This window comes from Clostridium amazonense (assembly GCF_056431285.1).
Map to the genome: position 1 here is coordinate 448,806 of NZ_JBWKMH010000031.1, position 23,822 is coordinate 472,627.

The 23,822-nt window shown below is 26.7% G+C and carries 17 protein-coding genes; 14 read left to right on the forward strand and 3 right to left on the reverse strand.

Annotated elements, in window-relative coordinates:
• Positions 1-5 precede the first annotated feature (5 nt).
• Entirely contained in the window at positions 6-1,658 is a 1,653-nt protein-coding gene (locus AC07E4_RS14305) for a hypothetical protein (protein WP_051540428.1), read from the reverse strand.
• A 198-nt stretch (positions 1,659-1,856) separates the two neighbouring features.
• Between AC07E4_RS14305 and AC07E4_RS14310 the strand changes: the two genes are divergently transcribed.
• The 5 genes from AC07E4_RS14310 to AC07E4_RS14330 all read left to right on the forward strand — a co-directional run bounded on the left by AC07E4_RS14310 (position 1,857) and on the right by AC07E4_RS14330 (position 6,521).
• The gene (locus tag AC07E4_RS14310; RefSeq protein WP_478216756.1) at positions 1,857-2,285 is read left to right on the forward strand and encodes a hypothetical protein; all 429 of its coding nucleotides are present in this window, start codon (positions 1,857-1,859) and stop codon (positions 2,283-2,285) included.
• A gap of 43 nt (positions 2,286-2,328) precedes the next feature.
• A complete protein-coding gene (locus AC07E4_RS14315; protein WP_478216757.1) occupies positions 2,329-3,009 on the forward strand; it encodes a pseudouridine synthase in 681 nt (226 codons plus the stop codon).
• A gap of 441 nt (positions 3,010-3,450) precedes the next feature.
• Positions 3,451-5,004 (forward strand): methyl-accepting chemotaxis protein, encoded by a 1,554-nt coding sequence (locus tag AC07E4_RS14320; protein WP_478216758.1) that lies wholly within the window; start codon positions 3,451-3,453, stop codon positions 5,002-5,004.
• A gap of 440 nt (positions 5,005-5,444) precedes the next feature.
• Entirely contained in the window at positions 5,445-5,741 is a 297-nt protein-coding gene (locus AC07E4_RS14325) for a hypothetical protein (protein ID WP_040329526.1), read from the forward strand.
• A 138-nt stretch (positions 5,742-5,879) separates the two neighbouring features.
• Complete coding sequence (locus AC07E4_RS14330; RefSeq protein WP_040329524.1) at positions 5,880-6,521, forward strand: DedA family protein; 642 nt, start codon at positions 5,880-5,882, stop codon at positions 6,519-6,521.
• Between the two features lie 113 nt (positions 6,522-6,634).
• Here AC07E4_RS14330 and AC07E4_RS14335 read toward each other — a convergent pair whose 3' ends face one another.
• Positions 6,635-7,441 (reverse strand): metallophosphoesterase, encoded by an 807-nt coding sequence (locus AC07E4_RS14335; RefSeq protein ID WP_478216759.1) that lies wholly within the window; start codon positions 7,439-7,441, stop codon positions 6,635-6,637.
• A 349-nt stretch (positions 7,442-7,790) separates the two neighbouring features.
• Between AC07E4_RS14335 and AC07E4_RS14340 the strand changes: the two genes are divergently transcribed.
• From AC07E4_RS14340 to AC07E4_RS14360, 5 genes are all read left to right on the forward strand, one after another.
• Positions 7,791-8,105 carry a DUF6897 domain-containing protein gene (locus tag AC07E4_RS14340; protein ID WP_478216760.1) on the forward strand — a complete coding sequence of 105 codons (315 nt, stop codon included), beginning with the start codon at positions 7,791-7,793 and terminating at the stop codon, positions 8,103-8,105.
• A 392-nt stretch (positions 8,106-8,497) separates the two neighbouring features.
• Positions 8,498-9,661, forward strand: a complete 1,164-nt coding sequence (locus AC07E4_RS14345) for an AI-2E family transporter (protein ID WP_430830426.1) — start codon at positions 8,498-8,500, stop codon at positions 9,659-9,661.
• Between the two features lie 198 nt (positions 9,662-9,859).
• Complete coding sequence (locus AC07E4_RS14350; RefSeq protein ID WP_478216761.1) at positions 9,860-10,072, forward strand: hypothetical protein; 213 nt, start codon at positions 9,860-9,862, stop codon at positions 10,070-10,072.
• Positions 10,073-10,331: 259 nt separating this feature from the next.
• Positions 10,332-11,036, forward strand: a complete 705-nt coding sequence (locus AC07E4_RS14355; protein ID WP_040329517.1) for a response regulator transcription factor — start codon at positions 10,332-10,334, stop codon at positions 11,034-11,036.
• Positions 11,011-13,191, forward strand: coding sequence for a sensor histidine kinase (locus AC07E4_RS14360; RefSeq protein WP_478216762.1), 2,181 nt, complete (start codon positions 11,011-11,013; stop codon positions 13,189-13,191). The genes AC07E4_RS14355 and AC07E4_RS14360 overlap by 26 nt, the downstream gene beginning before the upstream one ends.
• A gap of 67 nt (positions 13,192-13,258) precedes the next feature.
• On the opposite strand, the gene AC07E4_RS14365 is transcribed toward AC07E4_RS14360, so the two are convergent.
• Complete coding sequence (locus AC07E4_RS14365; RefSeq protein ID WP_040329515.1) at positions 13,259-14,101, reverse strand: patatin-like phospholipase family protein; 843 nt, start codon at positions 14,099-14,101, stop codon at positions 13,259-13,261.
• Between the two features lie 720 nt (positions 14,102-14,821).
• Between AC07E4_RS14365 and AC07E4_RS14370 the strand changes: the two genes are divergently transcribed.
• From AC07E4_RS14370 to AC07E4_RS14385, 4 genes are all read left to right on the forward strand, one after another.
• Positions 14,822-15,466 (forward strand): pentapeptide repeat-containing protein, encoded by a 645-nt coding sequence (locus AC07E4_RS14370; RefSeq protein WP_034439591.1) that lies wholly within the window; start codon positions 14,822-14,824, stop codon positions 15,464-15,466.
• Positions 15,467-15,654: 188 nt separating this feature from the next.
• Positions 15,655-20,772, forward strand: coding sequence for a M60 family metallopeptidase (locus tag AC07E4_RS14375; RefSeq protein ID WP_478216763.1), 5,118 nt, complete (start codon positions 15,655-15,657; stop codon positions 20,770-20,772).
• 306 nt (positions 20,773-21,078) lie between these two features.
• The gene (locus AC07E4_RS14380) at positions 21,079-22,776 is read left to right on the forward strand and encodes a cell wall-binding repeat-containing protein (RefSeq protein ID WP_478216764.1); all 1,698 of its coding nucleotides are present in this window, start codon (positions 21,079-21,081) and stop codon (positions 22,774-22,776) included.
• Between the two features lie 184 nt (positions 22,777-22,960).
• Positions 22,961-23,822 (forward strand): DNRLRE domain-containing protein (locus tag AC07E4_RS14385; protein WP_478216765.1); only part of this gene is annotated, 862 nt, incomplete at its 3' end.

Below are 23,822 nucleotides of genomic sequence, written 5' to 3' on the forward strand. Positions count from 1 at the left end.
AATATTTAAATAACATCAAAATGACTTGTGTTAAAAATTTCTTTACTTGAATCAATAGAGTTATTTTTATGTGGATTCCTTACTTTATAAACTTCGCAACCTTGAAATGGATTAGCTGTACCAATATATAAAACATTTTCTCTAGTAACAAGCATATTACGAACACCATAATTATATACATTTCCAAATCCATTAAGACTAATAGGATTAAATGTTATGCCATCACTAGATACCCATAAATCACAACCTAAGAAATCCTTCAAATTAGAAAGTATATTTAATTGTAGTTTTAATAAAATTATAGATAGATTTGTTAGTTCAGTAGATAAAATATCACATAATAGTTCATAATTTTTTATAAAAAGTTCAGAATAAGGTTCTAAAGCAATAGAAGAGTCATAAGTAGCAACATATAATTTATCATTATATACTTTCATTTGCCAGATGTAATAATTATAAGGATTATTAAAACCACTTAAAAATCCACTTAGAGGAGCTTTGCGACTTCCTGTAGAAGGGGTGGTTGGAGTGAAGGCAGGACCACCTATTACTAATTCCCAATTATCACTTTTATCAATTCTAATTAAATCAGCACCTTTAGGAATTACATAAAATAAAGGATTAAGCGTATTATTTGCAGTTCCAACATACAAATAGTCTCCGAAAGATTGAAGTGTTAAAGCAGCATCATTTGCTGCATCTCCAGCACCCTTATCTACAATTAATTTCCACTCATCCTTTTTGGGGTATTTTCCTATAGTTCTCCAAATTTGGAATCCATCTGGTGTAGAAGTTCCAACATAAAGGTGATTATTAAATTCTTCTATAGTCCAAATGGAACCAACAGGATTTTGTCCATCTTTACCATTAGGAGTCTCTAATTCCCAGCCATATAAATCAGGATCTTTAGATGAATATAATAGTGATGGAAAATCATTAGATGCAAAGTTATCTCTCATAACAGCCATGTAAAGTTTGCCATTGTATTCCTTAATGGTTCTAGTAGTTCCTAAAATGTTAGTAGAAATTTCATAAAAGTCTATACCGTTAGTAGATTTTAGGATTTTAACACCATAAGGAGAAATAGCGCCAGCATATATACAAGGTTTTACTCCAGTAGGATTAAAAGTTGCAAGGGCTCGAAAACCAGAGTAGCATGCTTTTCCAGTATAATCGACATTAGATTTAAAAACTCTTTGCCAAGGAAGAGAACCATCTTTTTTATAACGCCATATTTCAGCAGTCATATCTAAATTTTTAGAAACAAAATCTATAGGAGGTTTTATGTTCTTTACTGAATGAGGAATAGCTGCTGCAATTAAATTTCTTCCAGTGCCAACATAGATATATTCCCCAAAATCACACATTGACCATGCATAATTATTTTGTCGTGCATTAGTAGGATTTAATGAATCAAAACCATTATATGGTGTTATATTTATGAAATCGTAGTTTTTAAGATGGTAATTATCAATAGAAGTACACAAATTATTTGAATCCTTGTAAAAAATATCATTTAATTCACTTTTTAGAAGTTCTAGTAAGGGTGTAAGTTTATCATTATGAGTTAAATTTTTATCGGAAAGTAAATTTTTAAACTCATCTTTAAAGATTGATGAATTTTGAAGTTTTTCTAATATAGAAAAATCAATATCCATAGTATCCTCCTAAACAAATAACTATATAATAGTATATGATTGTTATTGGAATTAGTTGAGTAGATAGCCTTGAAATATAACTTTTTAATTATTATTCTTAATTTAATGTGTAGTCAATATTTAAAATGAAATCATATATTATATGTAAGTGGAATTTTATGTATTTCATGTTAGTAATAAAAAGGACGGATTAATAGTATGGATAATTGCAATTATGGAAATAGCAATGCACAAAAAACAGATAGCACAGTAGATTACAATGAATTAAAAAGACAACTAGGCATATTAAATTTATCAATAGATACTATATATGTTATAGTAGTAGCTATAGTATTTAATATTTTATATTTAGATAATCAAAGGAATACATTGTTAGATTCTATAAATGGGACTAACTACACAAAAAATGGGCCAGATTTAAGTAAAATACCTAGAATAACAAATTATATGGTTGTTTATGCTACAGGAATGTTCCTGCTTATTAATGGAAGTGAATATGAAAGACAATTAAGTATGACAGGAGAAAATAGGAATGAAAAATCTATATGCAAGGCTTGGAAAAGTGTTATGTCTAGTGTATTAGTGCTTTTAGCTAGTTTAATAGGTAGTAATAACTTAGAAGTTTAATAAAAAAGTAATATTTTTTGAAAATAAATGAAGGGATATGACAATGAGAATAAACAAACTTTTTAGTAATTTAGGATTTTGTTCAAGAAAAGAAACAAATAGAATAATTGAAGAAAATAGAGTGACAGTTAATGGATTGCCTTGTAGAGTAGGTCAATGGGTGGAAGATGATGATATTATACTTATAGATGGAAAGCCAATTCCTAAAAAGGAAAAAATTTATATAGCTTTAAATAAACCAGTAGGAATTACATGTACGGCAGCAAAAGAAGTAAAAAATAATATAATTGAGTACTTAAATTATCCTGAATATATTTTCCCAGTGGGAAGATTAGATAAAGAATCAGAAGGATTAATAATAATGACAAATGATGGTGAATTATCAAATAAGATTTTGGAGTCAGAAAATGAGCATGAAAAGGAATATATAGTAAAGCTTGATAAAGAGTTTGATGATGAATTTATTAAAGGAATGTCATCAGGAGTCGAAATTTGTAATTCAAAAACTAGACCATGCAAAGTTAAAAGAATAGATAATAATACATTTAATATAGTATTAACTCAAGGATTAAACAGACAAATTAGAAGAATGAGTAAATCCTTTGGATACAATGTTATAGAACTTAAAAGAATTAGAATTTTAAACATAAAAATAGATGGAATAGAGGTTGGAAAGTGGAGAAAACTTACCAGTGAAGAAATAGAAATTTTAAGAAAATGTTAAAAAACAAACATAAAACCTCCAAAAATAAAATACTGGAGGTTTTATTTTTTTGCTTATTAATAAATAAAAATAATAAAATTTCAAAAAATATATAAAATATTGTTAGTTTTTGATATAATGTGTACATATTCGACAAAATTATCCAAAGAGGTATTAAAAACTATATGTTTTTTAAATATAAATAAAAATAAAAATATAACAAGAGAAGGAGGGAAAATGATTTAAATAAATATGTATTGAGAAATTATATAGGGGTAGGGTTAACAAATTATATAAGTTTAGGAAGTAAAAATTAAAGTTAAAAGATGAAGGGATGGTGGAAATCGTTATCATAATGAAGTTTAATCTAATTGTGTAGTTATCTATACTCAAATCCAAGTTGATTATTCGTAGCTGCAATATAAAAAAATACTAAATTTTCATTATATAACGATGACAAGTATGAAATTTAAAAATATGTCAATACATAAAAAATTACTTATATCCGTTATTTTAATAGCGTTTATTTCCAATATATCAGGAGTTGTTGGTTTACTATTTTTACAAAAAACTAATGAAGATTATAAATATGCCCTAATTAATTATGGTTTTGCACAGGGGAATATAGGACAATTGGGAATAGAAGTTGAAGGATCATATTCAACAGCTAGAGAATTAATTATATCGAAAGATAAACAGGAAATATCAAAATTGGAGAAAGAAATAACCAATAGTTTTAATATAATAAATGAAAAATTACCTATTATTGAGTCACAATGTGATTCCGAAGATGAGAATGTAGCCTTTTCAAAAGCAAAAGAAGGAATAGAGGCATATCAAACTATTTTAAAGACAGCTATTAACTTATCAATTGCTGGCAATAACAATGAGGCTTTAAGAATTTTAAAAGTGGATGGTGGAGCAGATATCCAAAAGATGAGAGAAGGGATTGATGAACTACTGCAAACTAATATAGATAGAGGTAATGAACTTTCAAACAATCTAAATAATTTAAAAATAATTACAATATGTATTATGTTTACTTTTATAATAGTAGTTATATGCATTGTAATAATTTTAATAAGATATTTAACTAAAGCAATAAGTGAACCTATAAAAGAAATATCTAAGGTGTCAGAAGAAATTGCTAAAGGTAACTTAAATCTTGAAATAGAAGTTAAATCTAATGATGAAATTGGTAAACTTTCTGCATCCTTAAAAAATATATTAGATTATTTAAATAGTATTTTTTATAAAATTAAAGATTCATCATATCAGGTAGCAGCTGGCTCAGAAGAAGTTGCTGCTAGTGCACAAGCATTAGCAGAAGGAGCAACTGAACAAGCAAGCTCAATTACTCAGTTGTCTGCATCAATGCAGGAAATAAATGAACAAGTTCAAGCAACAGCACATAATGCTGAAAATGTAAATAAAATATCAGAGAAATTGTTAAGTAATATTGATGATAGCAATAAGAAAATGACAGATATGTTAATTGCTATGGATGATATAGAAGAAGCATCTAAAAATATTGCTAAAATAATAAATGTTATTGAAAGTATAGCTGATCAAACTAATTTATTAGCTTTAAATGCAACAATAGAGGCTGCAAGGGCTGGTGAAGCTGGTAAAGGATTTGCTGTTGTAGCATTAGAAGTTAGAGATTTAGCTAGCCAAAGTGCAAATGCATCAAAACAAACTACTGAGCTTATAGAAAATGCAATTAAGACAGTAGAACGTGGAAGAAAATTAGCTGATAATACTGCAAAGAATTTATCTGATGTAGTATTAAATGCAGATACAACAAGTAATTTAGTATCTGATATAGTTGGTGCATGTGAAGAACAGGCAAGTTTTATAGACGAAGTGAATCAAGGAATTTTAAAAATTACAGATATAGTTCATTGTAATTCTGCAAACTCAGAAGAAAGTGCAGCAGCAAGTGAAGAACTAACAATGCAAGTAGATACACTAAATAAAATGATAGAGCATTTTAAATTAAGAGATGAAAAATAATAAAAAATGAGATTATTTATTTTTAAATAATCTCATTTTTTATATTCAATTTATTGATATAATATATAGTTAGAAAAGAATATATAGGAATCCAAGTCAAAACTTTAAGCTATTCATGTTTTAGTTGAGAAAGTTCTATAGAAAATTAACAATTAACAATGAAGGATAAAACTGAAGTATCAGTTTTTTAATCAAATTTTATGATAATTTGCTAATCAAATGATTTAAATATCATATAAAAACTAGTTTTTATGTGTTTCTATTTTTACATATTAGGAACAAAGAGAGTAATATCTACCATAACTTTTCACTGTTCACTCTTAGTTTTTAATTGGTTCCAAATATAAAAATATAAATAATATGTAACTTTAGTAGTATTATTTGATAAAAAGATTAGTTTAAATTTGAACTTGGAACCCTATAGTAAAAAGGAGATTGAAATGATAAATAAATTTACAATAAATGAGATTATAGTTATCATAATGGCAATGATAGAGGAATTTGAGTCAAAAGAAATGTTTGGATATGAAAGTGAAGAGGTTTATTTTCCTAAGCCTATAAATGATAAGTTAGAAGAGTTAAATGAAGAGGAGTATGAAGAATTTTTTTGTAATGCAGAAGAAATTGTAGAAGAAGTATATTCACTTAAAAGCGGAGAACTAAATGAATTAAATGCAATACATGAAGAAATAAGTATCTTAGCAAATGATATTCTAAAAAAATATATTATAGAGTAAAAATTTAAGTTCAAGTAATTTATGGATAAGATTAAATAAAATAGGTAAGTTAAATGTTTGTTAAAAAAATATGTAAATTATCAAAAGGGATAAATTATTATATATAATAGGTGTAATATACTCGAAGGAGAGGATTTTATGGAGATGCTTAGTTTGTTTTTAGATGTGTTTTTGCATTTAGATTTATATCTAGGAACAATTATAAGACAATATGGGGTTTTTACATATATAATATTATTTATAGTAATTTTTCTTGAAACAGGATTAGTTATTACTCCGTTTTTGCCAGGAGATTCATTAATTTTTGCAGCGGCTACATTTGCAGCAATGGGAAATATGAATATTTTTATATTGGTAATTGTAGTTTTAATAGCAGCTATTTTAGGAGATGCAGTTAATTATTTTATAGGTAATAAATTAGGGAACAAACTTATGAAAAAAGATGGTAAATTTATAAAGAAGTCATATATAGATAAAACTCATGGATTTTATGAAAAATATGGTGGTAAAACTATAATAATAGCTAGATTTGTTCCAATAGTTCGTACTTTTGCACCCTTTGTAGCAGGAGTTAGCAATATGCATTATAAGAAATTTTTATGTTTTAATGCAATTGGGGCAATTCTTTGGGTGTTTTTAGTTTCATGTTCAGGATATTTTTTTGGTAATATAAAATTTGTACAAGAACACTTTACTATGGTGGTTTTAGCAATTATATTTATATCTATTTTGCCTGCAATAGTAGGAATAATTAAAGAAAAATCTCTACATAAGGCATAGAATAATTTAATATTATAAGTTAATTTTATAGGGTTCCAAGCTGGACGATGAAATTTATGAAAAACAGGTATATAAAAATATAGTTATATACCTGTTTTATTTGTTAAATTCATTTAAAATTTAGAAGTTTTGAATTCTATTAAAAGTACTTCAGGAAGATTAAAGAGTCTAAAAGGAAATCTGCTATTACCGAGGCCTCTTGAAACTATTAATGTAGAGTTATGTTTTTTATGAATTCCCTCTGAGAATTTTGGAAATAGACCTTCAGATGGAGCATAGATTCCTTTTTTAATAAAAGGAATTCTAAATTGTCCACCATGTTCATGACCAGAGAAGATTAAATCAAACTTAAATTTAGCATAATAGTCAAAGTAATGAGGACCATGAGATAAAAGTATATTAAAATATTTTTCGTCTACAGATTTCAATATATCAGTTGAAAAATGATTTTTATAATTAAAAAAATCATATTCTAATCCATAAATATTTATTTTTGAATTATTTATATTTATGGAACAAGTAGTATTATTTAAAACAATGATACCTAAATTTTCTATATTCAAAAGTAATTTTTGATAATCAGAACGTCTAGCTTCATGATTACCAGGGACATAATAAATAGGATATAACTTAATAAGTTCTTTTAATAATACAAAAGCATTATTTGTGTCTTTTTTATAAGAATTTATTATATCACCAGTTATAACAATAATATCAGGATTTAAAGTGTTAATTTTTGTTATAAGTTTACTTTGATTTTTTCCAAAAGATTTATTATGTAAGTCAGAAAGATGTATAATTTTAAATCCATTAAAATCAGTTTGAATTTTATGGTTTTCATAAACTATAGTATTTATGGAAAGTTTATTATTGCTTATATAAAGAAAAATTCCTATTATAATTATTAAAGAAAAAATCATAAAAAATTCCTTTCTTTTATAGAATTATTTTAATAATATTAGTATACAATATATTGCAATTTAACGCTCTTAAATTATTTATTGCATGTTAAAATTATGTTTGAATGAAAGGGTAAATATTAATTAGGTGATGATATAATTAAATTATGAAGTTTAAGTTATGAATATTTTAATTGATAATTTTAATGCTAAGTTTTAATTTATATTTTTAAAATTGACTTTTTATTAAATTTAAATATCAAATTAGTTGAAAACAATATAAAAACGTAGTTTTTAGGTATTTCTATTTTAAAAGTATATTAGGGGATTAAAAAAAATATTAGAATATAAAATGAATGGAGATAAAAGTATGGAGATGATATCATGGATAAATTTATGCATTCCAATATTTATCTTTTTAATTATAATATTTGTTAATAAGAAAAATGCTGATATAGCATTAAAAAGAGCAAGAAAGAGAAGAGGGGGAATAAAGATGAGTAATGAGTTAATAAAAAAATATATAGGAAAGAATTGTATGTTATCAACAGAAGGAATTGGGGGAGCGGTTATAGGTGAAATAATTGATGTTGTTGATAATTGGATAGAAGTAAAAACTAAAAAGGAAAACCAATTATTAAATAGTGATTATATTACTAATATAAAAGAACTTCCAGAAAAATAAATAACTCTCCAATCAAAATTATTGATTGGGGATTTATATAATTTCTAAAAACTCTAATTAATCAAGATATTATTAAAAAAACTTGGACACAATTAATAGTATAGGAATTTTTTCACTCTTACTTTTTACTTGGTTTCCAACATTATATAAGAATAAACTGTAAGATTAATATTATAGTTTGATAAAAGGATTACTTTGAATTGGAGATTAGAAACCTATAGTAAAGTGGAATTATATGCTTTTGTTATGTTTTTATTAAGAATATTTATAGAAGTTTAAAAAAGCACATAATTAGTTTATAATAATATAAAATATTGTTAAAAAGGAGGTATCAGTAAGTATAGAAATAACTAAAAAAGTTTAGTAATATAAATAAAAATTTGGAGGTAACTGTGAAGATAGATTGGAATAGAAAATATACGACTGTTGCAGTATATTCATTTATCGTAATTTGTTTAAGTGTTGTATTTTATTTAATTGCATCAGATTTGACAGTTTTTACAACTGAATTAGACAACATTATGGCAACATTTCAACCATTTATAATAGGATTTGCAATTGCATATCTTTTAAACTCTATTTTAAAGTTTTATGAGGATAAAATTTTAAGTAAAAAGGCTTTTGAAAAAATGAAGCCAAAATCTAAGCGTGGAGTAGGCGTTCTATTTACATATATAACATTGTTTGTTATATTATTTTTATTCTTTAATTTTGTATTTCCACAATTAGTTGAAAGTATTGTAGGACTTGCTAATGATATTCCACATTATGTGAAAAATTTAAGTGAAATGTCAGACCAATTAATGAGTAAATTAAATTTAAATGAAGAATATTTTAAATTGGCATTAGAGAAGTGGAATGAATTTGTAAACTATATTATTCAATTCTTAACAGATTTAATACCTATACTAGGAAATATGTTAAAAAATGTTGCTTCTCGTGTTTGGAATATAGTTTTAGGTATAATAGTATCTGCTTATTTATTAATAGATAAAGAAAAGTTTTTTGGATTATGCAAAAAAATTACATATGCATTATTTTCAGAAAAAGCTACTAAAAGAATATTAGAATTAACACATAGAAGTAATAAGACTTTTGAAAAATTTATAAGTGGAAAAATATTAGATTCATTAATTATTGGTATATTAACATTTATTGTTTTAACAATATTTAAAATGCCATATACATTATTAGTTTCAGTGATAATAGGAATAACTAATATAATACCATTTTTTGGACCATTCTTTGGTGCTATTCCTTCATTTGTAATAATATTATTTGTATCACCAATAAAAGCATTATGGTTTTTATTAATTATACTTATAATTCAACAAATAGATGGAAATATTATAGGACCTAAAATTTTAGGAGATTCTATAGGGGTTTCTGCTTTTTGGATATTGTTTGCACTTTTAGTAACAGGAAAATTCTTAGGTTTATTAGGAATGATAATAGGAGTGCCATTATTTGCAATTATTTATTCAATAATTAAAGATATTATTGAAGATAAATTAAAGAAAAAGGGATTGCCAGAAGAAACTTCTGATTATATGTAATAAAAAGACTCATTCTATAAGTGAATGAGTCTTTATTTATATAAGCTCCAAACTTATTCCAAATATAAAAATAGGCATAACTTGTAACACTAGAATTATTATTTGATAAATGTGTTAGTTTAAATTTGAACTTGGAACCCTATAATATAAAGATAAATGTACATCCTAAATTTATAATTAAATTTAGGAGGATTTTTTATGAATGATTTTGAGGAAAGATTAAAAGAAACTATACAGGGTATTAAATCTCACAATGAAGAAATAATAGAAGATATGAAAGAAAGATATTCAGAAAAGAAATTTGCAAAAGAAATAAAGCATCAAATGGAAGATGAGGTAAAAAAGAAAAATAAAATTGAAAGAGATATTGAACATGAATTAAAAAAGAAGAAAAAATTGAGAGAAAGTTAGAGCATGATATAAATAAATAGTATATAAAAAGCCGTTGATTTACGGCTTTTTGTATTTTAAAATTATAATTTTAAAATTCTTTAGGAATTCTTTAGTTTTATTTATCAATAATCTTTAAATTTTATTATTAATATAAAGATAACATTATATATGATTTATATAAAAAAAATAAGTTCTCCTAATAAATAAGTAGAGGAGGTAATTTTATATTGTATAATTAATTAATGAAGATTAATTAATATAGTAGGAGAGGATAGTTATGAGTTTATATAATATTTTAGTTTTAGAAGATGAGAAGGACATAGCTAATGCAATAGAAGCATATTTAGTAAATCAAGGATACAACGTTTTTATAGGAAATGATGGTTTCGAAGGACTTGAAATATTAGAAAATGAAACAATACATTTAGCAATAGTGGATATAATGATGCCAAAGATGGATGGAATAACATTTACAATGAAGCTTAGACAAAATTATGAGTTTCCCGTTATAATGCTTTCTGCAAAATCAGAAGAAGTGGATAAAATAATGGGATTAAATATAGGTGCAGATGATTATGTTACTAAGCCATTTAGACCATTAGAACTATTAGCAAGAGTAAACTCTCAATTAAGAAGGTATACTAAATATTTAAGCATGGCACAAGAAAAAGAAAAGGTAGAAAATGTTTATGTTACAGGTGGATTAGAACTTAATACAGATACAAAAGAGGTTTTAGTAGATGGAAAACTAGTAAAAACAACTCCAAGTGAATTTAAAATATTAACATTACTTATGAAAAATCCAGGAAGAGTATTTTCAAGTGATGAAATATATGAAAGAGTTTGGGGAGAGCAAGCAGTTAATACAGATACAATAATGGTTCATGTGAGGAATATAAGAGAAAAAATAGAAATAAATCCTAAAAATCCAAAGTATTTAAAGGTGGTGTGGGGAGTTGGATATAAAATCGAAAAACAGTAAAATATTTGTAAATTTAATAGTAGGAATAATATTATTCTTTGTAGCATTAGGAATGTATCTTTCATATCCCAAAATAGAACAATTTGCAAAAGAAAAAAATTTTAATCCATTTGAAAGAAGTGAATTTATAACATACTTGAATAGAAGTAATTATGCATTATATTTTGATGTAATAAAAAACAAATCAAAAAATGATGAAGAAGCTATAAATGCTATATTAAATGCAAATGATATGATGAATTCAAACTCAATGCAATCAGAATATAGTGAAGAATATATAAAAGATAGAATTGAATATGGGAAAAATGAATTGAGAAGTTGGAGAAGAGATATAGAATCTAGCCTTAGAAATTTAGAATATTGTGTAAAAAATAAAGAAAACAATGAGTCAGTTTTTAAAGGAAATGAGATTTTACAAAGTTTAATGAATGATAAAATTGATCCTAAGGATCAGGAAAGTTTAAATAATGTATATAGATTTTATATTGTTATAGATTTTGATGATAGAGGAAATGCAACAATAAAAAATACACATGGAATTAATGTAAACTATCTTTATGATCAATTTGAGTGGGATAATGAAGAAATATTAAACTATAATGGATTAGAACTTAATCCAATAAAAAACACAAGATTTGTATATGGTGTGCCAAAAGAATTGTTATATGATGATCAGATAACTTATTATATGGAAAGTACAGAAGGCTGGTCTTATTTAGAAGCAGAAAGCTTTTTTATAAAAATAGCACTTATAATTATTGGTTTGATGGCAGTTATTATTCCATATAAAAAATCAAAGCAAATAATTGGATTTGAAAAATTTTCAAAATTACCATTTGAAATTCATTTTTTAATTTTATTTATGGCTCTTATGTATATTTCAAATTCACATGAAATTATTATTATAGATACTATTAAAGGAAGTTTTTTAAACTTCTTTATAAAATTAAATATTACACAATCTCTAGCTATATGGATGGTAACATTAGTTAATGTAATGTATTGGTTTATATTATTATTCATAATATTTTTAGAAATATTGTTAATAAAGTATATATTAAATAAAGGTATAAAAGCATATTTTAAAACACAATGCTTGACTGTTAAGGTGTTTAAATGGCTATTAAAATGTTGGAATAATAGTATGGTAAGATTTAAAAATTTAGATTTAAAGGATGATAATAAAAAGAAGGTTAAAAAAATATTAATAATAAATTTTATAATACTAGTTATTATGTGTAGCATGTGGTTTTTGGGAATTATAGTAGCTGTAATTTATACAATAATATTATTTAGAATCATAACTAAAAATACTAATGAAATAAAGGATAAGTATAATAAATTATTTGAAGCTACAAATAAAATAGCAAAAGGAAATTTAGATATAAAAATAGATGAAGATTTAGGTATATTTAATTCATTTAAATATGAAGTTGAAAGTATACAAAAGGGATTTAAAAATGCTGTAGAGGAAGAAACAAAAAGTCAAAAAATGAAAACAGATCTTATATCAAATGTGTCACATGATTTAAAAACACCATTAACGGCGATAATAACATATACAGATTTATTGAAAGATGAAAATATTTCAGATGAAAAGAGAAAAGAGTATTTGGAAATATTGGATAGAAAATCTGAAAGATTACAAGAATTAATAGAGGATTTATTTGAAGTAAGCAAAGCTACAAGTGGAAATATAACGTTAAATTTAATAGATGTAGATGTTGTATCTTTAATGAAACAAACTTTATTGGAATTAGATGATAAAATACAAAAATCTGGATTAGTGATTAAAAGTAATTTTCCAATAGAAAAAGTAATGTTATCATTAGACAGTCAACGTATGTTTAGAGTTTTTGAAAATCTTATAATTAATATAACTAAATATGCAATGCCTAATTCTAGAGTATATATTGATATTAAAAATAATAAGGAATATGTTGAAATAGTACTTAAAAATATGTCAGCAACAGAAATAAGTTTAAATGTAGATGAAATGGTTGAAAGATTTGTAAGAGGAGATAAGTCAAGAAATACAGAAGGTTCTGGATTAGGGCTTGCAATAGCAAAAACATTTGTGGATTTACATGGTGGAAAATTTGATATAAAAGTAGATGGAGACTTATTTAAGGTAATAATTAAACTTAAAAAATAAAAAATACACAATTGGGGCATTTTATAATTAATTTAAAAGTTAATTAAAAAATGCCCCAGCAATTTTATTATGCAAATAATTTTTTAATTTCATCTAGTTTTTCTATAGCTGCATTATATCCATCGGTATATCCTTTTTTTAGTTTAGTTATATCTTTTTCAAAACTATCGATAGATTGGTTTAAAGTAGGTCGTATTATTATAGCCTTTCCTTCTTTTTCAAGAGTTTCACAATACTTTACTGTTTCATTATATAGTTTATGTCTATTAAGTAAAGGCTCTTTTAATTTAGGATATTTTTTATATAATACTTTGGAAGCAAACACATTTTTTTTACTAAATTCTTTTACATATTCCTTAGGACGTGTAAGAATTATTAAATGTTTATCATTTCCGTCAGATATAGCTTTTTTTATAGGAATAGGATCACAAATACCACCATCAAAATAATAATTATTATTGATTTTGATAGCAGGAAAAAATAATGGTATAGCACAAGTAGCTCTAAGCATAGTACATTTATCATCTAAATTTTTAGCATCTAAATATTCAGTTTGTCCAGTAATCGCATTAGTAACTCCTACCAGTGCTTTTCCTTCATACTTTAAAAATGTTTCCATATCAAAAGGAATTAATTTATTAGGAATTTCATCAAATACGAAATCTAAACCAAATAAGCTTTTACATTTAAAAAAATTTCTAAAGCCGAAATATCTACTATCATTTCTGTAAGATTCCATAACTTCTAAATTTCGTTTCTTTTGTCTAGACAAGTAGGATATTCCATTAGTAATGCCAGCTGAAACACCTATACAATAAGGAAACATAATATCATTATCTAAAAGGGCATCCATTACACCGGCACTAAATATAGGCCTAAATGTTCCACCCTCTAATATTAAACTAGCCATAAAATTCTCCCTTCACCACATAAATATATAAGAAAGTATATACCTAATTTGTATAATGGACAATTAATTTATTATATAATCATTATATAGGGGGTCAAGTTAAAAATTAAATTATTTAAATGATTTCTGTTTCTTGATGAAAGAAAAAAGTTTTTCAATTGATAAATGTGTTATTTAAAATTTGAATTTGGAGAACTATATAGGGAAACAAGTTTAAACTTTAAGTTATTCATGTTTCAGTTGAGAGTTTTAATTTTGAGTTTTAATCTATATTTTTAAAATTGACAATGGACAGTGAAGGTGAAAATTGGATTTCCAATTTTAAAGAATGATTTTTTATTAAATTTGCAGAGCAAATTAGTTCAAAACAATATAAAAACGCAGTTTTTAAGCATTTCTATTTTTAGATATTAGGAATGAAATGAGTAATATTAACCATAACTATTCACTTTTCACTCTTAATTCTTAATTTGTTTCAATCATGATATCAGAATAAACTGTAAGCTTAATAATATCATTTAATAAAGATTATTTAAAATTTGAACTTGGAACCCTATAGTGAAACAAGCTCAAAGTTTAAGTTATTCATAAATTTTTAAATGCTAAGTTTATGAGCATGCATCACTATTTTGCGTTCCAATTTTTTGATTGAATAATTTAAATGTTAAACTTGGAACCCTATATATATGTACAAAATAAATATTAATTAGGGGTGAGCATATGGCAGATTTATATAAATTATTAAAGACAAATATATCTAATGAGTTATACAAGTGTGAAAATATAGGAAAAGCTATAAGTGAAGAAAAATATTTAGAAGATTGCTTAATACAGGAAGAAACCTTGGATTATATAGAAGAAAGTGGTGTTGAGTTTAATGGGTGTTATTTTAAAAATGTAATTTTAAATGAATGTACATTTGAAAGAGTAGATTTAAGTAATGTTGTTTTTGAAAACTGTGATTTATCAAATGTTAATTTCTCAGATGGAAGTATACATAGAGTAGAATTTAAAGACTGCAAGTTAATAGGTGCCAATTTTACTGGATGTAGTATGGAGAATGTTTACTTTAAAAATAATGTGGCTAAATACTCAAATTTTTCATTTTCAAAGATTAAATCAGTAAATTTTGAAGAATGTAATATGGAAAGTACAAGTTTCACAGAATGTAACTTTAGTAAAATATCATTTTCATATTGTGATTTAAAACTATGTGAATTTATGAATACAAAATTAAAAAATATAGATTTCTCAGATAGTGATATTTCAGGAATACTTCTTTCAGGTAATGAATTAAAAGGAGCGAGGGTATCGGCATTACAAGCAATTGAACTAGCTAAGTTATTAGGGGTAATTATAAAATAACAAATGGAAATAAAAGGTTAGATTGATAATCAGTCTAATCTTTTTATATTTAATAATCATAATTATTAACAAAGTGTAAAAGATGTAACGAAACAAAATAAAATATTAAGTAAATAATACAAATTTCGACAATTTAAATAGATAAAATTACCAAAAAAGATGAATTTCTAAACTAAGGAGGGAAGTCAATGAAGAGAGTAGTTGCAGGGTTGGTAGCTATGGCATTAATAACGTCATATAGTGTGCCAGTATTTGCTGAAACAAATGTGGGGGAACATGTAACAGAAGTTGAAACTAAAACAACGCCTGTTAAATTAAAGGGAGATTTAGAAGTAGATATTAACTTTAAGATGCCAATAAGAAATACAACAGAAGAGTCGACTGATATTAAAGTTACACTTAATAGTAGTAGTGATTCTATTGTATTGCCATTAGGTGGGGCAGGTTCAGAAGAAGTTGAAAAAGTTGAAAAAGTGACTTTTAATGGTGAGGAAATAACATATAAAGTAAGAAAGCTAAATCATGAAGGTAGTGAAGTTACTAAAGAAGATTTAAATGTATACTATTATGCAATTAAATTCTACAATTTACCTACTGATAAGTATAATTTAAATTTAAATGGAACAGGATTTAAAAGTGTAAATATAGATAATGTAGATATTGAAAATTATTCAAAGAGAATATCTATAAGTAATGATGGAGTTTTTTTGCCAGGAGATATAGATGAAAATGGAATAGTGAATGATGAAGATTATAATTTACTATTAAATAATATAGATACAACTAATTCAGAATTAATTAAGAAATATGATTTAAATAGAGATGGGAAAGTAGATTTAACAGATTTAACTTATGTCCACAATAGTTTAAATGTAAATGCTAAGGGAGCAGCTGTAGTTAATACTAATGCAATTATAAATCCCAACACTATAAAATTAGAAGAAAGTAAGGGCGTTATAAAACAAGGTAGTATAGAAGATATATTTGTAGATAATGGTTCAGCTGTAATTATAGAAAATACAGATACTATATCAGAGGAGAGTCCTGTAGAAATAGGGATGGAGTTTAATGATATAGTTCAAATGGAGCAAATAAGAATTAATCCTCAAAATTTAGGTTTAGCGCCAACAAAAGGTCAGGTTATTGTTGTAGATGAAAATGGAGTTGAACAAACTGTAAATTATAACTTAGAAGAAACAGCAAAGAATATAGCACGTTTTTCTGATGATACAGTAAATGGATCAATAGTTATAAATTTAGGTAAACAAGTAGCTGTAAAGAAAGTAAAAATAGTTGTAACAGGAACAAGTAGCAATAATAATCTTACTGAGATTGGAAAAGTAGAATTTTTAAATAATGTTTATGATAAAGTTCCAGAACCAGAGATGAATATTCCTAAAAACTTAAAGGTTAAAGCAGAAAACGAAAAACTTACATTAACTTGGGATAAAGAAACAAATGTTACAGGATATGAAGCTAAGTGTGAATTAATAGAAAATGGTGTAGTTAAAGAAACAAAAATAGTACAAACTAGTAAAAATTCAGCTGAATTTGAGAAACTTAATAATTTTTCAAACTATACATTAAGTGTTCAATCGTTAAATGAGGAGTGGAGTAGCGGATATTCAGATGGAGTTATAGGAACACCAGTACCAACTGAAAAGCCAGCACCACCAGAAGGCATTAATGCAGAGGGTAAATATAGAGAAGTTGCATTGTCTTGGAGTAAAAATAAAAAGGCAGAAGGATATAATTTATATTATAAGAAAACTGGAGATTCTGAATTTAAAGAAGTTAAGGGAATTACATCAACATCATATTCTATAAAAAATTTAGAAGATGAAGCAGAATATGAAATGTATCTAACAGCTTATAATTCTATAGGGGTTAGTGAAAAGTCTCAAACATATAAGGCTAAAACAACAACAATAACAGCACCAAAAACAACGAATTATAAATTACTAAATACACCAAATGGAGAAGGTATTACAACTAATCACATAATAGATGTTGAATATAGTGGTGGGTATAATCCAAATGAATATCCAGAGGGATTTAATAAATTTAATGTAGTAGATAATGATTATGCTACTCATTGGACTGATGCTGGTGGTAATAGATTTAATGGACCAATAGTAACATTTGATGAAGCATATGAAATGGATAGAATGGTATATGTTGCAAGACGAGATGGCGATTATGGAACCATGTATGTTAATCATGCAGTAAAAGTTTGGGAAGAAAGTGAAGATGGTACACTTGTAGAAAGAGAGTTTTCTAAAAATGAAATAACTGTTAGCGCACTTGAAAAAGGTGTGTATAGTGTTAAATTCCCAAAAGTAAATGCGAAAAAGATACAAGTTAAGCATCACCGTGCATATGCAGCGACTATGAGTGCATCAGAACTTAAGTTTTATCATTATGACAGTATAGAAGATGATGTAAGAGCATTATTTACTGATGATTTGCTTCTTGAATTAAATAAAGATGTAACTCTAGAGCAGATAGAAGAATTAGAAAATCGTATTAATACAAAAGATGAATATAGTGATGAATATCATCCAAATAGAGATAACATATTATTTGAGTTAAGTTTAGCAAAAAATATATTACAAGATAAAGAAATATCTAATGACATAATAACTGTAGATCAAAACATAAATAATGGTAGGAATGGTCACTTAGGGTTTGCTATGCAGCTTAATGACTATCAGCCACTAGGAATATCAGCAAGAGCAGGAGAAGAGATAGCTGTATATGTAGGTACTCAAGGCAATGTGATACCAGAATTAGTATTTACTCAGTATTATCCTGAAAGTGGGAAATGGAATACTACAGTAAAAAATCTTAAAAAAGGTAAAAATTTAATTACTGTGCCTAAGATTGGAACAATGAGCACTGAAAGAGGTGGCTCCGTATATGTTAGATATCCAAGTACATCTAAATCTAATAATGAGATAAAAATTAGAGTTAGTGGAGGAACAAAAATTCCAGTTCTTTCTGTAGCAGGACTAGAAAATGAAGCAGAAATTAAGAATACAGTTAAAAAATATATAAGTGAGCTTAAAAATTATGTAAATAATATAGAAAGTTTATATGATGGAGAAGAATATTCGTATGATCCAAAGACTAGTGTTTTAAATAGCACAGAGATAGTTACAGATAATGTTCTTTTAACAATTCCAGCAGAAGCTGCACTACAAGGAATTACAGAAGGAATTAGTGGAGAAGAAAATGAAGTTAATAGATTATATAATTCATTATTAGCATGGGAACAACTTATGGATATTTCCTATGGTAAAAAGGGATTATATGAAAATCCAGATATTAACAATGATGGAAAGGTAGATGCTAATGAAGCAAAGCATGCTATGCCATCATCACGTATAAATATAAGATATACAAGAATGTTTGATGGTGCATTTATGTATGCAAGCTCAGGACATATAGGTGTTGAATATGGATCTACTGTGCCATTAATGAAGGGTGTACCACATACTAAAAATGTTGATGGAACATTAAGTGAAGGTAGCTTATTTGGATGGGGAATTGCTCATGAAATAGGACATGTTATAGATGAAGGTCATAGAATCTATGGAGAAACAAGCAACAACATATTATCATTACTTGCACAAACTTTTGATGATAAGAGTTTATCAAGGTTAGAAACAAGTAATAAATATGAAGCAATATATGACAAAGTTACATCGAGAACAATAGGTGTTCCATCTGATGTGTTTGTAGCACTAGGAATGTTCTGGCAATTACATTTAGCTTATGATAATGAAACAAACCAATCATTATTAGAAAATGGACAGTCTTTCTATGCTAAATTAAATAGACTTTATAGAGAAAATACTATGGAAGCTGATAAGGATAATCTTTTAATAAGACTTGCCAGTGATGCAGCTGGAAAAGATTTAAGTGATTTCTTTATAAAGTGGGGATTAAGACCAACTGAAGAAACTTTAAAATATGTTTCAAAGTATGAAAAAGAGACAAAACAAATTCAGTATTTAAATGATGAAGCTAGAAGAAAGAAATTACAAGGTATAACTCCAATGTCAGGTTCAACTAAGGCTATTGCAAGTTTTGTAGATTATACTGATGGACAATATGTAAAAGATTCTAAAGAAGTAAAGCTTTCAGTATCTGTATCAGAAGATAGTGATAAGATTTTAGGATATGAAATATATAGAAATGGTGTACCAGTTGCATTTACAACAGAAAGTGAATACACAGATATAATAAGTGCAGCTAATAATAGAGCTTTTAGCTATGAAGTTGTAGCATATGATTATCTACTAAATTCTACAGAAAAAGTAAAAATTGGAGAGATAAAAATTTCTCATGATGGAGCAATAGACAAAGGTGATTGGATAGTTAGTACTAACACTTCAAATGATGAAGATAAAAATACAGAAATGAATCCAAGTGGACCAGTGGATAATCCATCTATAAATAAAGTTAAGGATGATAATATTTCAACAAGCTATGAGGGAACTAAAAAAGGAAATGAAGACCCTAATATAATAATTGAAATGAATGATAAACAATCAATTGTAGGATTTAAATATACTGCATTAGTTGAAGACAAGTTAATTGATAGGATTGCAGAAAACTCGATTAAAGACTATGAGATTTATGTAAGTAATGATAAAGAAAATTGGACTTTAGCTAAGACTGGAAGATTTAATGTAGATAAGAATAATCCAACAGAGCTAGTTTATTTTAATAAGGAAGGTGTAGATGGAGGAAAACAACTTTTTGCGTATGACACATCTTATGTAAAACTTGTAGCTAAGGGAGCAAAAGCTATATCAGCAGCGGAAGTTGATATAATAGCACCTCCAGGAGATAATGTTGAAATTTCAGATAATGGAATAGGCATATTAAAAGAAGACTTTAGATTTGGAAATGGTGAAGATGAGTATATTCCAAAGGATTCTATAGTTGTTACAGGAGAGTATCGTGGAGATCCAGCATTTAATGTTGTTTTATTAAGAGATGAAAATAACAATGTTATAGGTGGAGAACAAATAATATTAGCAGAAGTTCCAGAAGATGGTCACTTAGGTCAAATTAGTAGTGGAACATGGATATATTGGATAAGTAAAGAAGAAAGAGATTTATTAACGTCTAATATAAGAGCAGAATTATATAGAGTAGATAATGCTGAAACACTAGAAGGACAAAGACTTGTAAGTGATACTTTAAGAGTTAAAATTCCAGAAAATTTACCTGAGATTGAATTAGAGGGTGGAATTGTTCCAAATGAAATAACTTATAGAAGAAGAGAAGATTAAAAATAAAATAATTTATAAAAATTAACAATTAGGGATGAACAATTAACAATGAAGGATAAAACTGAAAGCTCAGTTTTTTTAAATCAATTTTAAAAATAATTTGTAGAACAAATTATTTAAAGATTATATAAAAACGTAGTTTTTATGGACTTCTATTCATAAATATTAAGAACAAAGTGAATAATATTAACCATCATTGTTAATTGCTAACTGTTAATTGTTAATTAGCCACATGTAGTTGTGGAATAAACTATAAGATTAAAAGAGATTATTTTAAGTTTGAGTTGAAACCCTGTAGGAGGAATAATGAAGAAAATAAAATTAATGATTAGCACGTTTTTAATAAGTGCAACAATGATGTCTATGAGCGCTATAGATGCTTATGCTGCAACGATTTCAAGATTAAGTCGTGTTCAGAAGAGTGGAAATGAAATAGCTATAGCTATAGATGATATGGAATCACAAGTTAAAGGCTTTCAAATGAGTTTGAAGATTGAAGGTGATGTTAGCTTTAAGGATATAGAGTGGTCTAATGATATTAAGACTAAAGGAAAATCTAATGTTAAATATAATGAAGCTGAAAATACGGTAGATATTTATGTAACATCAAAAGAAAACTTAGTAAATGATAAAAATGATTTAGAAGTTGGAACTATAAAAATTAATGGAAAAGAGAATGTTAAATATAACATAAAGTTTAATGATAGCAAAGGACATGATGCATTTAAAGCAGTATCTATGACATATAATGAAATTACGTATGATACATTACAAAATGTAGGTGATGGCGAATTTACTTACTCTGAAGTGTCAGGTGGAGGTTCAACAGGAGGGGGTACATCAGGTTCTACAAATAATAAACCAATTATAGTTGCGGACAATATTACAATAAAATTGAATGAAAAATTTGATCCATTATTAGGAGTAACAGCTAGTGATAAAGAAGATGGAGATATAACAAAGTCAATAAAGGTTATATCAAATAATGTAGATACATCAAAAGAAGGAAGTTATAAAGTTATATATGAAGTAAAGGATAATAACGGGAATGTAACAACAAAAGAGATAACAGTTACAGTGAGCAAAAATGTATTAAATGTTGAAGAAATAGTAGGAAGTACTAGATATGAAACTGCAACAAAGTTAAGTAAATATAAGTTTGACAAAGCTAACACAGTAGTAATAACAAATGGATTTTCATTAGCAGATGGTTTAACTGTTACACCACTTGCTTCACATTTAAAAGCTCCAATATTACTTACAACCTTAAATGATATTCCAGATGAAACTATAAGAGAAATTGAAAGGTTAGGAGCAGATAATATCATAATAGTCGGTGGAGAAGGTGTTGTTTCTAAGAAGATTGAAGAGAAATTGAATAAAGTGGGAATAAATAAAATAGAAAGATTAAGTGGTAAAACTAGATATGAAACATCACTAGCAATAGCAAAATATATAGATGAAAATTGTTATGATGTTGAAAATGTAGTAGTAGCTGGTGGATTTGGAGAAGCCGATGCATTATCTATAGCATCAGTGTCTGGAAAAGAAAATATGCCAATAATTTTATCAACTAAAGATGAAATCACATCAGAAACTCACCAGTGGTTAAAATCAGAAAAACTTAAAAATGCATACATAGTTGGCGGAGATGGCGTTGTAAGTGAAAAAGTTATTAATGAAGTTAACAAGATAACTTCTAATGATGTAAGTAAAAATAGATTAGGTGGAAAAACTAGATATGAGACTAATGCTATTATTATAGAAAAGTTTTATGATGACAAATTAGATAAAGCATATATAACTAAAGGATTTGAATTAGTAGATGCTTTAAGTGCAGGTCCAGTAGCTGCACTAGATAATTCACCCGTAATAATATCAGGTGAAGATTTAACAATAAATCAGATAAATGCATTGAAAAATAAGTCAGCTAATTCTATTATGCAGATTGGTGGAGGCGTAGCTAAAACAGTAATAGAAACATTAAAAGAAAATATAAAATAAAACTAATAGCAATCAATGTAAGATTCATTGATTGCTATTAGTTTTAATGTGTGCATTATACAAACATTTAAATTTCAAACAATTTTTAATAACTAATATTATATGTTATTGACTAAGTTTTTAGAACCTAATATAAGAGACTTTAATAATATATATTATAGTCAGATATAGGAGGTGCTATTTTTTGAAACAAAAAAAAATATGTATCACTAATGATACCTTTGTATCTCGAGAACTAGAAAATGAAAATTTTAGTGAATTGCCCTATTTATTGATTGGTGAGGTTGAAGGTAACGCTTGTGAAATAGATATATTAAGAACATTAATTAAATTTAATTTAAATACAATTAAAAATTATGTTGATATAGTAAAAGTAGAATTAGCATTATTTGTAGATGCAATGATAAATAATTGTAATGATAAATTTACCTTAGATATTTATAGAAATATTGAAGATTTTAATTTTAATACAGTAACTTGGAATACAGCACCACGAAGTGAAGAAACAGGTGTACAAAAAATTATTGATGAAACTAATATAAATAGTTATGTTAGAATTAATATAACTAAAATAGTAAAAGAATGGGTACAAGGTGTAACTCCAAATTATGGGTTGACTCTTTACGGAAATGGTAGAAGAGATATAATATCTTTTATGTCAGGCAGAAGTGAAAATAGACCTTTTATTATAATTCATTATAAGTGCAATCCGTGTTGCCCGACTGGAGCTACAGGTCCAACTGGTCCAACTGGTCCAACTGGTCCAACAGGAGCCACAGGAATAGCCGGAGCCACAGGAACAGCCGGAGCAACCGGAGCCACAGGAGCAACAGGAATAGCCGGAGCTACGGGAGCCACAGGAACAGCCGGAGCTACAGGGGCAACAGGAGCCACCGGAGCCACAGGAACAGCCGGAGCCACTGGAGCTACAGGTGCGACTGGAACGGCAGGAGCTACGGGAGCCACAGGAGCAACAGGAATAGCCGGAGCTACGGGAGCCACAGGAACAGCCGGAGCCACTGGAGCTACAGGTGCGACTGGAACGG

Coding starts and splice junctions, on each gene's coding strand:
- AC07E4_RS14325 (WP_040329526.1), top strand. CDS start 5,445: ATGATAAATAAATTTACAATAAATGAGATTATAGTTATCATAATGGCA.
- AC07E4_RS14310 (WP_478216756.1), top strand. CDS start 1,857: ATGGATAATTGCAATTATGGAAATAGCAATGCACAAAAAACAGATAGC.
- AC07E4_RS14370 (WP_034439591.1), top strand. CDS start 14,822: ATGGCAGATTTATATAAATTATTAAAGACAAATATATCTAATGAGTTA.
- AC07E4_RS14335 (WP_478216759.1), bottom strand. CDS start 7,441: ATGATTTTTTCTTTAATAATTATAATAGGAATTTTTCTTTATATAAGC.
- AC07E4_RS14365 (WP_040329515.1), bottom strand. CDS start 14,101: ATGGCTAGTTTAATATTAGAGGGTGGAACATTTAGGCCTATATTTAGT.
- AC07E4_RS14320 (WP_478216758.1), top strand. CDS start 3,451: ATGAAATTTAAAAATATGTCAATACATAAAAAATTACTTATATCCGTT.
- AC07E4_RS14355 (WP_040329517.1), top strand. CDS start 10,332: ATGAGTTTATATAATATTTTAGTTTTAGAAGATGAGAAGGACATAGCT.
- AC07E4_RS14305 (WP_051540428.1), bottom strand. CDS start 1,658: ATGGATATTGATTTTTCTATATTAGAAAAACTTCAAAATTCATCAATC.
- AC07E4_RS14340 (WP_478216760.1), top strand. CDS start 7,791: ATGGAGATGATATCATGGATAAATTTATGCATTCCAATATTTATCTTT.
- AC07E4_RS14375 (WP_478216763.1), top strand. CDS start 15,655: ATGAAGAGAGTAGTTGCAGGGTTGGTAGCTATGGCATTAATAACGTCA.
- AC07E4_RS14350 (WP_478216761.1), top strand. CDS start 9,860: ATGAATGATTTTGAGGAAAGATTAAAAGAAACTATACAGGGTATTAAA.
- AC07E4_RS14315 (WP_478216757.1), top strand. CDS start 2,329: ATGAGAATAAACAAACTTTTTAGTAATTTAGGATTTTGTTCAAGAAAA.
- AC07E4_RS14330 (WP_040329524.1), top strand. CDS start 5,880: ATGGAGATGCTTAGTTTGTTTTTAGATGTGTTTTTGCATTTAGATTTA.
- AC07E4_RS14380 (WP_478216764.1), top strand. CDS start 21,079: ATGAAGAAAATAAAATTAATGATTAGCACGTTTTTAATAAGTGCAACA.